Below are 14484 nucleotides of genomic sequence, written 5' to 3' on the forward strand. Positions count from 1 at the left end.
TTTAACTTTTCTTGTTATTTTTTCATATTTTTTTCATAAGTGATGTAATCCAACTCAATTCATGTTCAATTCGTGATTTACTAAATTCAATGACTTCAGTAATAAAAGATGAGGTAACATCTAGAGACTGAATAGCAGTAAGCTGATTATATAGTACGTTTTGACGTACAGTCAAAATCTCTTTTCTATCCTCATAGTCAAGTTTTTCAAATAGCGCAATACGAACAAGAAATTCTGTATTGTTTGTCGCAAGTTTTTCGGGAAACTCTCGTAACATTTCAGAAAAAATTTCTTCTCCTGTTTCTGTTATATCGTACATATTTCGGTTTGGTTTTCCGACTTGTTTATGTATTTTTTTCGTTATAGCACCCATATTTTCAAAGCGCCGAAGGGCAGGATAAAGCATGTTGTGATTTAATTCGAAATTTTCACCTAAACGATTTTGAACATTTTTTTTAATTTCATATCCATGTTTTGGTCCTGTCGTTAATTCTGCTAGTAGTAAAATGTCAACGTACATAAAAATCCCCCTTATATATTTCTCAAGTTCTCTAATGAAAAATCCCCTTTGGTATATGTTAAAATAACATATGATAGTTTATACAACTTTGGACTGCCGACCTATCACTTTTATTGTAAAAGAAAAGGGAGGAAAGAACTATGGCTTCACCTGAAAATGTTATTTTAGTTCATGAAATTTCAAAGCTGAAAACAAAAGAAGAATTATGGAATCCATATGAATGGTATCGTTTGATGAGGGATAATCACCCAGTTCATTATGATGAAGAGCAGGATGTATGGAATGTTTTTTTATATGATGATGTAAATCGTGTATTATCAGATTATCGCTTATTTTCAAGTAGAAGGGAGCGCAGACAATTCTCAATCCCTCCTTTAGAAACTAGAATAAATATAAACTCTACAGATCCACCAGAACATCGCAATGTACGTTCCATTGTTTCTAAGGCATTTACTCCAAGAAGTTTAGAACAGTGGAAACCTCGAATACAGGCTATCGCAGATGAACTTGTACAACATATCGAAAAATGTAGTGAAGTTAATATCGTTGAACAGTTTGCTGCACCTTTACCTGTTACCGTTATTTCCGATTTATTAGGAGTCCCAACAACAGATCGTAAAAAAATTAAAGAATGGTCTGATATTTTATTTATGCCGTATAGTAAAGAAAAGTTTAATGACCTGGATGCCGAGAAAGGGATAGCATTACATGAATTCAAAGCATACCTTCTACCGATTGTTCAGGAAAAGAGATATCATTTAACCGATGATATCATTTCTGATTTAATTCGAGCTGAATATGAAGGCGAAAGATTAACCGATGAAGAAATTGTAACCTTTTCATTAGGTTTACTAGCGGCTGGGAATGAAACCACTACAAATTTAATTATTAATAGCTTTTATTGCTTTTTAGTAGATTCACCTGGAATTTATGAAGAGTTAAGAAAAGAACCTAACTTAATTTCAAAAGCGATTGAGGAAGTATTACGCTATCGCTTTCCTGTTACATTGGCCCGGAGGATTACAGAGGATACAAATATATTTGGTCCTTTCATGAAAAAGAATCAGATGATTGTTGCGTGGGTTAGTGCAGCGAATTTAGATGAGAAAAAATTTTCACAAGCCTCTCAATTTAATGTACATCGAACAGGAAATGAAAAGCATTTAACCTTTGGGAAAGGTCCTCACTTTTGCTTAGGAGCACCACTTGCACGTTTAGAAGCTGAGATTGCATTAACTACCTTTATAAATGCTTTTGAAAAAATAGAGCTATCTCCATCTTTCTGTTTAGAAAAATGTATATTGGAAAATGAACAAACATTAAAATACTTACCTATTCGATTGAAAGCCAAATAAAAATCTTAACAAGGTGCATACATTTGCATCTTGTTTTTTTGTTTCTCAATTGTGAGTTTTCGGCAATTACCTTAATATGGAATTGTATAAAACGTAGAGGAGGATTCTTATGTTGACTTGTAATGGAAGTAAATCATTTCAAAAGTTTATTAAAGGTGTTACAGATCTTATGGAAAACGGTTTATTTGAAGAAGAAATAGTGTGTGGCATTGAAAAATTACTAGAAGAACTTTTAGAAAAGAAAACATGGCTTCCGTTAGAAAAACAGAAGGCCAATTTGACCCAATATGCAAGACATTTATTGTATGAAGATCCGCTCAAACGTTTTGAAGTACTAGCTCTCGTATGGAAAGATGGACAATCTACACCTTTACATGATCATGACGGCACATGGGGAGTAGAAGGCGTTTTTTCAGGAAGGATAATGGTGCAGAACTTTATACAAACGAAACAACTTGGAAATTCACTTGTTTATTTAACACATACAGGAAATCTTTATTTGGGAGAAGGAGAAACTGATAAAGTAATTCCACCAGCAGATTGTCATATTCTTGAAATTAGCGAAAATGAAAGCGTTATTACGATTCATGTCTATGGAAAACGATTAGAAAAGTTTAAAGTATATATCCCAACTGAAGAAAAAAACGTGTACATGTGTGAGACAAAATACATTAGTTATAATTCATAGTTTAAAATCCAAAGCTTTTTTTAAAAGAAAAGCTTTGGATTTTATTTTTAATTATTTCTTGACCTGAAACGCTTTTCATAAATTATAAATAAGAAGTACCTCACGAGGATTGTATGGAAACGATACCTAATAATTAATTAGAACTCGTGTATTTATAGAAAGTGGTGAAGAAATAATGAAATTAATCGCAATTGATTTAGATGGAACTCTTCTTTCGGGGAATAAAATGATAAGTAAAGAAAATGCAGAAGCAATTCGAACATGTCAAGAAGCTGGCCATGTTGTAGCAATTTGTACAGGACGTTCTATTGTTGACATTGAGCGATTATTGTTAGAAGTTAATTTAGAGTGTCCAATCATTGCGGAAAATGGGGCTCTTATATATAAAGATAAAAAAATGATGAAGAGATATCCAATTCAAAATATGCAGGCACTTGAAATTGTAGAATATCTTGAAGAGAATGGTTTATATTATCAGCTTTATACTGATAAAGGTGTGTATGTACCGGATTATGGAGTAGAGAGTGTACGTAATGAAATTGAGTATGTGAAGAATTCAAAAGAAAATTTCGACTTGAAAGAGTTAGAAACAATCGCAGCATTATATCTTGAGCATACAGCGTTTCATAGTGCGGAAAGTTGTAAACCAATTGTAGAAACAGATATACATGTGCATAAACTATTACCATTTTCTTATGATATTGAGAAATTAAAAAAACTAAAAGAAACATTTCTTCATAATACAGATTTAGCAATTACATCTTCATATTGGCACAATTTAGAGATTAATCATCGAGATGCTCAAAAAGGGAATGGATTATATACTTTAGCAGAACATCTTAATATTCCGGTTGAAAACACTGTAGCGATAGGTGATGGACTAAACGATGTTTCTATGATGGAAAAAGCGAATATATCAATTGCAATGGGAAATGCAGTTGAAGAAATAAAAGCAATGTGTAAATACGAAACGTTATCAAATGAAGAACATGGTGTGGCACATGCTTTATATAAATATGTAATGTAATTAAAAAAAGAAAAAAGAATCCAAATGGATTCTTTTTTCTTTTTTATTAGGGGTAAGGTATTCTATGAGATTCATAGAAGCCTTATTACATTTTATTATATAGAATATATTGGAATAAATGTGTATATTTTTCATAAAAATTGTGAATATTTTATGAACTTTATACTTATTGCATGTTTATACCGCTATTAGTGACGCGTATGACTCTCAAGTGAAAATTCAGTGAATGTAAGGAGGAATTCAAGTTACCTAGACAATAAATGAGGAATGAACGAAATATATTCTTTTCTTGTTTTAATTGAAAAATAAAATTTGTTCGAATAATTATTCTACAGCTATATACCTACACTAGCTTTCTTCGTATAATGGAGAAGTATGAATTTTAGATTTGTATTAATTTTACATATTGAGGTGAACAAAGAATGAATTCGCGGCTAATGGAACTTATTGATGTGAGTACAATAGAAACCATGGCAGAACAATTTTATAAATTAACTAACATATCACATCAACTTCTTGATGCTGAAAAAGAGTGTGTTTTTTCATTCGGAATGAATGAGATAAAAAAGAGTAAACTTCCAAAGATTGAAATCCCCATTTTCTTATACAATCAACATTTAGGATCTTTTGTTGTATGGTCCAAAAAAAGTGAAATTTTCAGTTGTCAAAAATACTTTGAAATGCTCTCAAGTTTAATTTTAGATGGTGCAATAAAAGTATTTCAAAGTAAAAATACAACGTTGCTTTCTCGGAAAGAGGAGGAACTACATACGATTTTACAAAACATGCCTGTTATGGTCGATGCGCTTGATTATAATGGAGATTTTGTTTTGTGGAACCGAGAATGCGAAATCGTAACAGGTTATACCGCTGAAGAAATAATTGGAAATCCAAATGCACTGCAATTATTGTATCCTGATCATAATTATCGCCATCAAATACAAAAGAAATTTTTAACTTGTGGAAAAAATTTCAGAGATTGGGAAATGCACTTAACATGTAAAAATGGTGAAATCAAAACAATAATGTGGTCGAATATATCAGAACAGTTTCCTGTAACAGGATATAGTTATTGGGCTGTTGGTGTAGATATTACGCATTTAAAAGCGATAGAAGAGCAGTTAAAACAACAAACATCTGAACTGGAATTAATTTTTAAAGCTTTACCAGATTTATGTTTCTTAACAGAAGATGATGGTACGATTATTGATTACAAGGCAGGATCTCCTACGAAGTTTTACGTACCCGCAGAAGCTTTTATGGGAAAAAAGTTTTACGAAGTATTACCATCTTCAGTAGCACAGCAGTTTCAGGAAGCCATTAATCAAGTGAAGGAAAAAGGAACGAATGTAATTGTAGAATATCCACTCACACTTAATGGAAGTATTGATTTCTTTGAAGCTAGGTGCTTACCATTATTACGTGATAAAATTATGATTATTGTACGCGACATTACAGAGCGAAAAAAGACAGAAGAATTGTTAAACAAATCAGATACGCTTGCAGCAATTGGTCAATTAGCAGCTGGCGTGGCTCATGAAGTAAGAAATCCTTTAACTGTAATTAAAGGTTTTATACAGTTATTCCAAATTAATAAAGAAGATCAAGAAAGATATTTTGATCTTATGCTTTCTGAAATTGAAAGGATAGAAGCAATCCTACAAGAATTTCTATCAATCGCTAAAACAGATGAGATAAATACAGAAAAGAAAAATATTTATCAAATTTTTAAAAATGTCGTATCGTTAATGAATACAAAAGCAATTATGACAAATATTCAAGTTGAACTTTTTACGGGTGACAAAGATATAATTATTGAATGCTCAGAAAATCAATTGAAACAAGTATTTATTAATATTTTGCAAAATTCAATCGAAGCTATGCCAAATGGTGGGGGAATTTCAATTCACATAAAAGAAATAAATGATGATGGTGTCATTATTCATGTAATAGATGAAGGAATAGGAATACCTGAAGAAAGAATTAAGAGATTAGGTGAACCTTTTTATAGTACGAAAGAAAAAGGGACTGGTATTGGATTAATGTTAAGTTATAAAATTATTGAAAGTCATCAAGGGACAATTAGTATCATGAGCGAGGTTGGGGTCGGGACAACAGTAACTATTTACTTACCGAAAGTACTAAATAAACAATCTCTTTCTAATTGTGACGACAAATGTATAGCGATACGCACTAGTAGTAATTCTTAAATCAATTAATACCCAATAACAAAGCGATTAGTGAAAACTAAACTTTTTGTTATTGGGTATTTTTTATATTTAATTTAGTAAACTTTACCTTTTCTTTACCTTTGTTTTAATTTCTATTAAGTTTTAAACATTATATTAATATTTGTACAAAGCAATGTATAGAAATTGTACATTACTTTTAATATAGAAATATGATTATTATTTGGAATATTGTAAGGAGGAGATTATGACAAGGTGAAAAAGCAAGAGAAGAAAAGTGGTAGAGTAGTACCTCTCCGGTTAAATATTTTATTCCTTTGTGTATTTTTATTATTTTCTGGCATTATTATTCAGTTAGGGAAAGTGCAAATTTTTGATGGAGAAACATATAAAAATGAAGTAGAGAAGAGAGAAAATGCAACCGTGGGCCTTTCTGTACCACGTGGGAAAATATTTGATCGTGAAGGAAATCCAGTAGTTGATAATAAGTCTTTACGTACGATTACATATACAAAGGTGAAAGGTGTAAAACAAGAAGAAATATTAAAATCAGCAAGACAACTTGCAGACATTATTGAAATGCCACAAGAAGATATTGATAAGTTAACTGAGACTGATAAGAAAGACTTTTGGATGCAATTAAATCCAGAACTTGCTCAAGACTTAGTATCCAAAAAAGAAATAGATAAGTTCCGAAATAAGGATATTACAGGAAAAGAGCTAGACAAAAAAATAGAAGATTTAAAAAGGAAGCGCGTTACAGATAAAAATCTTCAAGAACTAACAGCTAAAGATATAGAAGTGTTAGCTATTAAAAGTAAAATGACCTCAGGTTTTCAAATGGCACCTCAAATTATTAAAAAGGACGTTAGTGAACAGGAATATGCGGTGATTAGTGAAAATTTAGCGAACCTTCCAGGGGTAGATGCATCAGTTGATTGGGAGAGAATCTATGTAAATGATGGTCTATTCCGTTCTGTCCTTGGTAACGTTTCAAATGCTGATGAAGGATTGCCACGTGAAAGATTAGATTATTATTTAGTGCGTGATTATAGTCGAAATGATAGGGTCGGCAAAAGTTATATCGAACAGCAATACGAAGATGTACTTCATGGTACAAAAAAAGAAGTAAGAAGCATTGCTGATAAACAAGGAAATACTATTAGAACGGAAACTGTTACTGAAGGGAAAAGCGGTAAAAATTTAACTTTAACAATAGATATGGAATTGCAAAAAAAAGTAGAGGAGAGCATAGAAAAAATATTAAAACAATATAAAGGATCAGAATCAATGTTAGACCGTGCTTTCGTAGTGATGATGAATCCAAAAAATGGTCAAGTATTATCAATGGCTGGGAAAAAGCTTGTAGAAAAAGACGGGAAAATGGAAGTAGAAGATTACGCTTTAGGCACGCTGACTAGTTCTTATGAGCTTGGATCCACGGTTAAAGGTGCGACAGTGTTAACAGGATTTGAAACAAATGCAATAACTCCTGGAACACATTTTTATGATGCACCTATGAAGTTTAAAGGAACTAAGGAGAAGAAGTCTTGGAAAAATTTTGGTGATATAGACGATCTAAGAGCGTTACAAGTATCTTCAAACGTTTATATGTTTAATATAGCATTAAAAATTGCTGGAGTGGATTATGTAAAAAATAGTTCGCTAGATATTAAACAAGAATATTTTGATAAAATGAGGTATTATTTCAGGCAATTTGGACTAGGCGTACAAACTGGTATTGATTTACCAAATGAAACTGCAGGCCAAATTGGAAGAAAAGATAATCAGCCTGGTTTCTTATTAGATTATTCTATTGGACAATATGATACGTATACACCACTTCAGCTTGCACAATATATTTCGACTATCGCAAATGGAGGGTATCGAATGAAACCGCAAATTGTTCAAGAAATTAGAGAACAAACCGTTCAAAAAGATGAGGTTGGTAAAGTAGTACAATCAATAGAACCCGTTGTTTTAAATAGAATCGATATGAAACAAGAATATATTAATCAAGTAAAAGAAGGATTTAGAAAAGTATTTCAAGAAGGAGATGGAACGGGAGTAAGAGCGTTCCAAAAAGCACCATATAAACCAGCTGGTAAAACAGGGACCGCACAAACTGTATATGGTGGAGAAAATGAAATTGGGCGAAATGCGAAAGGCGATCGTAGAGAATGTTATAACTTAACATTGGCTGGATATGCGCCATATGATGATCCAGAAGTAGCATTTTCTGTTGTAGTACCGTGGGTTGAAAATGATAAATCGGGCATTAACTCCGATATTGGAAAAGAAGTTTTAGATGCTTATTTTGATTTGAAAAATAAGCGATTAACTGGTGAAGCGCCAAAAACAGATAACTCTAAAGAGAATTAAAATGGACGAAACGTCTCTAGCATTCATGTGAACTAGAGGCGTTTTTACCTGGGAATAGATTGGAAATGAGGTATATATGAAGCTGTATATTCTAAAATATTGGAGGAACATATGTAGCTACATCTTAATTATAATAGGGGTTATTTTTATTAATAAGTCATTTTTATTTTGTATGGTAGAAGGAATTTCGATGCAACCTACTTTAAATGAAAAAGATTATATACTTGTTAATAAGGTAAACGTCTGTTTATCGTCTTTTCATCATGGGGATGTTGTCATCATAAAAAAAGAAGACGAGCCTACTTACTATGTGAAACGAATTATTGGATTATCGGGGGATAATATACAATTAAAAGAGGCTGAGGTATATATTAACGGTAAAAAGCGTGATGAGTCGTATATACATTTAGATATGTTACAAGTATCCAATCGTTTTTCAAATTTTAGAGAAATAAACGTTCCTACGCATAAATTATTTGTGTTAGGTGATAATCGTAATCATAGTAAAGATAGTAGGAATACACTTGGACTTATTGATGAGTCAAATATAATAGGTAAGGTAGAAATGGTATTTTATCCATTTGATCATATAAAATGGATAAAATAATTCTATTAACGATTCACATTTTATAAAATAAATCATATATTGATAGCATAGGACAAGCAGAAAAGCTTGTTCTAACCTCACAGAACACTCCTTATCACGGTTAGGCATCTACATAGGTAGATGCTTTTTTTATGTTGATGACTGAAAATTATTTATCAACATAATGTAACAAGCACTTTAGGACTATTAGGGGACGATTATATGTACAAATAACAGTATGCTTAATTAAAACAGTGAAATATAAGGAGTGAGGAATAAGTGCTAAATATTTTAGTGGTTAATTTTCCAGCAGAGGGACATGTAAACCCTACATTAAATTTAGTAAAAGCCTTTACTGAACGAGGGGATCACGTACATTATATTACAACGGCAAACTTTAAGGATAGAATTGAAGATTTAGGAGCTACTGTACATACTCATCCAGATCTATTAAAGGAGATTTCTATTGATGCTGAAACTTCATCTGGATTAAATGCTTTCTTTCATGTGCATGTTCAAACTTCTTTATATATATTGGAAATTACGAAAAAATTATGTGAAAGTATAAATTTTGATTTCGTAATTTATGATATATTTGGCGCGGGAGAGTTAGTAAAGGAGTATTTACAAGTTCCAGGTGTAGTTTCCTCACCTATATTTTTAATTCCTTCAGAGTTTTTGAAGACATTACCTTTTCATCCAAATGCAGATATACCATTCCAACCAGAGGAGATCTCTGAAAAATTACTAAATCAGATGGAACATAAATTTGGAGTAAAACCAAAGAATAATCTTCAATTTATGAATAATAAGGGTGATGTTTGTTTCGTATACACAAGTCGTTATTTCCAACCTAATAGCGAATCGTTCGGAGAAAATAACATTTTTATTGGACCGAGCATTTCAAAGCGTAAAACAAATATAAAGTTTCCACTGGAATCACTTAAAGAGAAGAAAGTTATTTACATTTCAATGGGAACACTGCTTGAAGGACTCGAACCATTCTTTAATACTTGTATTGATACTTTTTCAGATTTTGATGGGATAGTTGTAATGGCAATTGGTGATAGAAATGATATTTCAAAAATAAAGCAAGCGCCAGATAATTTTATAATTGCTCCATACGTACCTCAATCAGAAATATTAAATGAAGCAGATGTTTTTATTACACATGGTGGTATGAATAGCGTACACGATGCCATTCATTATAATGTCCCATTTGTAATAATACCGCATGATAAAGATCAGCCTATGATAGCGCAAAGATTAACTGAGCTTGAAGCGGCACATAGACTATTGAAAGAACATGTTAATGTACACACTTTAAAAGAGGCCGTAACAGATGTTCTTTCAAATGAAAAGTATAAACATGGTATAAGAAAACTTAATGATAGCTTTTTAGAATGTGGTGGTTCAAAAGAAGCAATTGCAGTTATTGAATCTCTTTTAAATAAAGTAAAAATTTAATTGGTGGGGCTTTACTGCCTGCAAATAGCAGGATAAATAGTCATAACTTTATACAAGCATAGAGGTTCTCACCTTTATGCTTGTATATTCTTATCCAGCAAATTGCACAGCAGTATTTGCATGTAAAAAAGCAGTATCAAAAACGGGAACAGTGAGATCATTTTGGGAGATGAGTAAAGGTATTTCAGTGCAGCCTAATAATATACCTTCAGCACCATTTTGAATTAATGATTTTGTAATTTGTAATAACTCTTCTTTAGATGTTTCTGAAATAATCCCTCTACTTAATTCATCTAATATGACATGGTGGATAAAAGTTCTTTCCTCGTCATTGGGGATAATTGTCTCAATGTTATATTTCGCTAATCGTGATTTATAGAAATCTTGCTCCATCGTTTGTTTTGTTCCTAATAGTCCGATACGTTTTATATTCTGTTCTACCATTTCTTTAGCACTTACATCACCAATGTGAAGAAGCGGGATAGATATTGCTTGTTCTACTTCCTCGGCAAATAGATGTACGGTATTTGAACACATTAATAAACATTCAGCCCCAGATTTTTCAACTTTCTTTGCAACTGTAACTAGTTCATTTTTCACTTCTTCATATTGATGGTTTTGTAATAAAGTAGTTACTTCACCAAAATCCATACTATATAAAACTAACTTTGCATTTTGATCGTATTGAGAGAGTGTAAGCGTATTAATATGTTTATAGTATAATGATGTAGATTCCCAACTTAATCCTCCAATCAAACCAATCACTTTCATAATGCATTCCTCCCGAAACGATTTTGAATTCATTATTTCACAATTCCGATAAGAATACAATGATTTAAATGCGCCATTTAACAAAAAATAAAAATAGTAAGAAAAGTGTTGAAATTTACACTTTTTAGTGCCATAATACGAATTACAAATTAATACTTATCCAGAGAGGTGGAGGGAACGGCCCTAAGAAACCTCAGCAACCCCTATGCAATTTTATAGGAAGGTGCTAATTCCGCAGAGGACACGTTGTGTTTTTTGAAAGATAAGAGGATTCTTGAACGTGAAAGAAAATGACCTCTTATATAAGAGGTCATTTTTTGTTGTATAGAAAGGGAGTGTAGATGCATAATTCATTTTTAAATTAAATATAGAGTAATAAAAGTTGACTAATATGAGAGGGGAATTGTAATGAACAAATTATCAACAAAGTTAGTAGTAGCAATCGGTATTGGAGCAGCATTATACGGGATATTAGGACTTTGGGGATTTTCTATTGCACCGAATACATTTATTAAACCAGCATTAGCTATATTAACTGTTTTTGGAGCATTATTTGGTCCAGTGGCAGGACTCTTAATCGGACTTATCGGTCATACCGTAACAGATACGATTGCTGGATGGGGGATTTGGTGGGGCTGGGTTATTAGTTCAGGGATTATTGGTTTTTCGATGGGTCTTATTCAAAAAAGAGTTGGTTTTAGTGTGAAAAACGGGTCGTTTAACAAGGGGCATATTTCTTATTTAGCAATTACTGGGTTAGTTGGTATTGTCATTGCTATTATATTTGCTGGGGCATTCGATATTATTGTGATGGGAGAACCATTTGACAAAATTGTTATACAAGTATTAGGAGCAACAATTTCCGATGTTATCGTTTTCTTAGTAGTTGGATTGCCACTTACAATTGGCTTGACAAAATCTAATAAGAAACATACACATTTAAAAATTGAAAAGTAGGGATGTTAACATGAAACCAATTATTTCGTTTGAACAATTCACCTTTCAATATGGGCATGCTGCGCAGCCTACTTTAAGTGATATTACCTTTCATATATACCCTGGGGAAAAAGTACTAATTGCTGGACGAAGTGGTTCAGGAAAGTCGACATTAGCTCATTGTATAAATGGGCTAATCCCATTTTCTTACGAAGGGACTAGTACAGGTAACGTTTTAATTGCCGGTAAAGACCCGAGGGAAGGAAGTATTTTTGAACAAAGTAAGCAGGTAGGAACAATTTTGCAAGATCAAGATGCTCAATTTATTGGTCTGACAGTAGAAGAAGATGTAGCTTTTTATTTAGAAAATGAATGTGTAAAGCAAGATGATATGAAAAAGATTGTTTCGGACTCATTAAGAAAGGTGAAGATGCATACGTTTCATAAACAAAGTCCACATGAATTATCAGGAGGTCAAAAGCAAACAGTTTCTCTAGCTGGTTTATTAACAACAAATGCGGATATATTATTGTTCGATGAACCGTTAGCGAACTTAGATCCACTAAGCGCCGTACATACGATAGAACTTATGAAAGATATACATGAGCAATATAATAAAACGATTGTTATTATCGAACATAGGATAGAAGAAATTTTAAAGCTGGATTTAGACAAAGTTATATTAATTGATGAAGGTAAAGTCATTGCAATAGGAACACCAAAAGAAATCTTAGCGTCAAATATATTGCCACGTATTGGCTTAAGAGAGCCTATTTACATCGAAGCATTAAAGAGATTACATTTTGATCGTAATAATGACGTAATATATCCAATGGAAAACCTTCAAAAAGAAAAGATAGGCAACGTTCTAAAAGAGTGGATGGAGAAACAAGTCATATTAAAAGGTAATACTAAAAACAAGGAATTACTTAAAGTGGAGAATTTATCATTTTCATACCCTAATAAACAAAAAGTATTAGAAAATGTAAACCTTTCAATATATGAAGGAGAAATTGTGGCACTGTTGGGACATAATGGAGCAGGGAAATCCACATTAGCTCATAGTCTTATAGGCATAAACAAAATGAAAAATGGGAAAATCTTGTTAGAAGGTGAAAATATTAGTTCTTGGTCTATTCGTAAACGTGGGGAAATCATATCTTACGTGATGCAAAATCCAAATCATATGATTACACAGCCTACTGTTTTTGAAGAAGTTTCATTTACATTAACATTACATAATTTTTCTAAGGAAGAAATTAAGAATAGAGTAGAAGGAACTTTAAAAATTTGTGGTTTATATCCATTTCGTAATTGGCCAATTCAAGCACTAAGCTATGGGCAAAAAAAGAGATTAACAATCGCATCTGTATTAACAACAAATCCTAAGCTTATCATATTAGATGAACCGACAGCGGGACAAGATTATTATCATTATAAACAATTTATGTCGTTTATTAAAAAACTAGCTAAGAAGGGTATTTCATTTATTTTTATCACTCACGATATGAATCTCGCACTAGAATATGCAGACCGTGCAGTAGTTCTACATGAAGGGAAAATTATTGCGGATAATACAGTGTCTAATGTATTTGGTGATCAAGAAACGTTACAAATAGCTAACTTAAGAGAGAGTTCTTTAACCAAGCTTGTTAAATTTAGTGGGATTGCATGTCCGGAAAAATTTATGGAACTTTATTTAGATAGTAATAGGAGGGAGGAAGGTGCATAGTACATATTTTCATCGTATGGATGGGGTAGTGAAATTGTTTTTATTTATTTTTTGTATGACGCTTACTTTTTTGTTTTTTGATTTTCGGGTGTTGCTAATACTATTTATCATCGGGTGTATCGGACTCAGCATTGCTAAAATTCCATTTCATAAAATTTTAATTGTTTTTAGTGTCATATTTACATTTAGTTTATTAAACTCTGTCATGATTTTATTTATTACACCAACTCATGGATCTGAATTAACTGAATCATATACCTCGTTTTTACATATTGGATATGCAACGATTACATATGAAACATTATTTTATGCAGCTACACTTTCATTAAAGTATTTTACGTTATTACCATTTACACTTCTTTTTATATACACGACAGATCCAAGCGAATTTGTAAGTAGTTTAAGTAAACTTGGTATCCATTATAAGATTACATATGCAATAAATATTGCACTACGTTATATTCCTGACATCCAGTCTGAGTATAAAATTATTAAACACGCGCAAGAAGCGAGAGGAGTGGCTTTTGAAAAAGGAGAAGCAAGTTTATGGGTTCGTATGAAGAACCGTGTTTTAATTTTCTGGCCACTAATCATTCATTCTCTAGAAAGAATAGATACGGTTTCAAATGCAATGGATTTAAGAGGATTTGGAAAGAAGGATAAACGTACATGGTTTTATACAAGTAAGGCGAAACGTGAAGATTTCATCGCTTTATTTGCCGGTGTTTTCATATTCATTGTTGCGGTATATTTAAAATTAAACGTATTTCAAAACTTTTGGTATCCATTTTAAAGCACTCTTTAAACGAGTGCTTTTACTTATTTTTATGT

12 protein-coding genes and 1 riboswitch are annotated in these 14484 nt (G+C 32.0%); of the genes, 10 read left to right on the top strand and 2 right to left on the bottom strand.

Annotation, left to right across the window (positions count from 1 at the left end; all coding sequences use genetic code 11):
• Nucleotides 1-22 precede the first annotated feature (22 nt).
• Nucleotides 23-520 carry a PadR family transcriptional regulator gene (locus AC3EMB_RS12880; protein ID WP_000289127.1) on the bottom strand — a complete coding sequence of 166 codons (498 nt, stop codon included), beginning with the start codon at nucleotides 518-520 and terminating at the stop codon, nucleotides 23-25.
• Between the two features lie 140 nt (nucleotides 521-660).
• Between AC3EMB_RS12880 and AC3EMB_RS12885 the strand changes: the two genes are divergently transcribed.
• The 7 genes from AC3EMB_RS12885 (at nucleotide 661) to AC3EMB_RS12915 (ending at nucleotide 10214) form a co-directional block, all read left to right on the top strand.
• Nucleotides 661-1875 (top strand): cytochrome P450, encoded by a 1215-nt coding sequence (locus tag AC3EMB_RS12885; protein WP_053564342.1) that lies wholly within the window; start codon nucleotides 661-663, stop codon nucleotides 1873-1875.
• Nucleotides 1876-1984: 109 nt separating this feature from the next.
• Complete coding sequence (locus AC3EMB_RS12890; RefSeq protein ID WP_023522059.1) at nucleotides 1985-2563, top strand: cysteine dioxygenase family protein; 579 nt, start codon at nucleotides 1985-1987, stop codon at nucleotides 2561-2563.
• Nucleotides 2564-2738: 175 nt separating this feature from the next.
• The gene (locus AC3EMB_RS12895; RefSeq protein WP_000766393.1) at nucleotides 2739-3590 is read left to right on the top strand and encodes a Cof-type HAD-IIB family hydrolase; all 852 of its coding nucleotides are present in this window, start codon (nucleotides 2739-2741) and stop codon (nucleotides 3588-3590) included.
• A 422-nt stretch (nucleotides 3591-4012) separates the two neighbouring features.
• On the top strand, nucleotides 4013-5800 hold the full coding sequence (locus AC3EMB_RS12900) for a PAS domain-containing sensor histidine kinase (RefSeq protein WP_053564341.1): 1788 nt from the start codon (nucleotides 4013-4015) through the stop codon (nucleotides 5798-5800).
• Between the two features lie 234 nt (nucleotides 5801-6034).
• Nucleotides 6035-8161 (top strand): peptidoglycan D,D-transpeptidase FtsI family protein, encoded by a 2127-nt coding sequence (locus AC3EMB_RS12905; protein ID WP_088022279.1) that lies wholly within the window; start codon nucleotides 6035-6037, stop codon nucleotides 8159-8161.
• A 76-nt stretch (nucleotides 8162-8237) separates the two neighbouring features.
• Nucleotides 8238-8768, top strand: coding sequence for a signal peptidase I (gene lepB, locus AC3EMB_RS12910; protein WP_488517745.1), 531 nt, complete (start codon nucleotides 8238-8240; stop codon nucleotides 8766-8768).
• Nucleotides 8769-9026: 258 nt separating this feature from the next.
• On the top strand, nucleotides 9027-10214 hold the full coding sequence (locus AC3EMB_RS12915; protein ID WP_488517746.1) for a macrolide family glycosyltransferase: 1188 nt from the start codon (nucleotides 9027-9029) through the stop codon (nucleotides 10212-10214).
• Between the two features lie 90 nt (nucleotides 10215-10304).
• Here the strand turns inward: AC3EMB_RS12915 and AC3EMB_RS12920 are convergent, their stop codons facing one another.
• Nucleotides 10305-10985 (bottom strand): aspartate/glutamate racemase family protein, encoded by a 681-nt coding sequence (locus tag AC3EMB_RS12920; RefSeq protein ID WP_053564339.1) that lies wholly within the window; start codon nucleotides 10983-10985, stop codon nucleotides 10305-10307.
• A 153-nt stretch (nucleotides 10986-11138) separates the two neighbouring features.
• A riboswitch (SAM riboswitch) is annotated at nucleotides 11139-11254 on the top strand.
• A 139-nt stretch (nucleotides 11255-11393) separates the two neighbouring features.
• Here AC3EMB_RS12920 and AC3EMB_RS12925 point away from each other — a divergent pair.
• From AC3EMB_RS12925 to AC3EMB_RS12935, 3 genes are read left to right on the top strand one after another with little or no spacing between them, the layout of a single operon-like run.
• The gene (locus tag AC3EMB_RS12925; RefSeq protein ID WP_095690805.1) at nucleotides 11394-11942 is read left to right on the top strand and encodes an ECF-type riboflavin transporter substrate-binding protein; all 549 of its coding nucleotides are present in this window, start codon (nucleotides 11394-11396) and stop codon (nucleotides 11940-11942) included.
• 10 nt (nucleotides 11943-11952) lie between these two features.
• Nucleotides 11953-13653 carry an ABC transporter ATP-binding protein gene (locus AC3EMB_RS12930; RefSeq protein ID WP_095690804.1) on the top strand — a complete coding sequence of 567 codons (1701 nt, stop codon included), beginning with the start codon at nucleotides 11953-11955 and terminating at the stop codon, nucleotides 13651-13653.
• Nucleotides 13646-14446, top strand: a complete 801-nt coding sequence (locus AC3EMB_RS12935; protein ID WP_089171135.1) for an energy-coupling factor transporter transmembrane component T family protein — start codon at nucleotides 13646-13648, stop codon at nucleotides 14444-14446. Before AC3EMB_RS12930 ends, AC3EMB_RS12935 begins: the two co-directional genes overlap by 8 nt.
• Nucleotides 14447-14484: the final 38 nt, after the last annotated feature.

Source organism: Bacillus sp. LQ16, from assembly GCF_057784645.1.

Bases quoted from the DNA above. Each gene is read 5' to 3' on its own strand.
- AC3EMB_RS12880 (WP_000289127.1), bottom strand. From the start codon at position 520: ATGTACGTTGACATTTTACTACTAGCAGAATTAACGACAGGACCAAAA.
- AC3EMB_RS12885 (WP_053564342.1), top strand. From the start codon at position 661: ATGGCTTCACCTGAAAATGTTATTTTAGTTCATGAAATTTCAAAGCTG.
- AC3EMB_RS12890 (WP_023522059.1), top strand. From the start codon at position 1,985: ATGTTGACTTGTAATGGAAGTAAATCATTTCAAAAGTTTATTAAAGGT.
- AC3EMB_RS12895 (WP_000766393.1), top strand. From the start codon at position 2,739: ATGAAATTAATCGCAATTGATTTAGATGGAACTCTTCTTTCGGGGAAT.
- AC3EMB_RS12900 (WP_053564341.1), top strand. From the start codon at position 4,013: ATGAATTCGCGGCTAATGGAACTTATTGATGTGAGTACAATAGAAACC.
- lepB (WP_488517745.1), top strand. From the start codon at position 8,238: ATGAAGCTGTATATTCTAAAATATTGGAGGAACATATGTAGCTACATC.
- AC3EMB_RS12920 (WP_053564339.1), bottom strand. From the start codon at position 10,985: ATGAAAGTGATTGGTTTGATTGGAGGATTAAGTTGGGAATCTACATCA.
- AC3EMB_RS12925 (WP_095690805.1), top strand. From the start codon at position 11,394: ATGAACAAATTATCAACAAAGTTAGTAGTAGCAATCGGTATTGGAGCA.
- AC3EMB_RS12930 (WP_095690804.1), top strand. From the start codon at position 11,953: ATGAAACCAATTATTTCGTTTGAACAATTCACCTTTCAATATGGGCAT.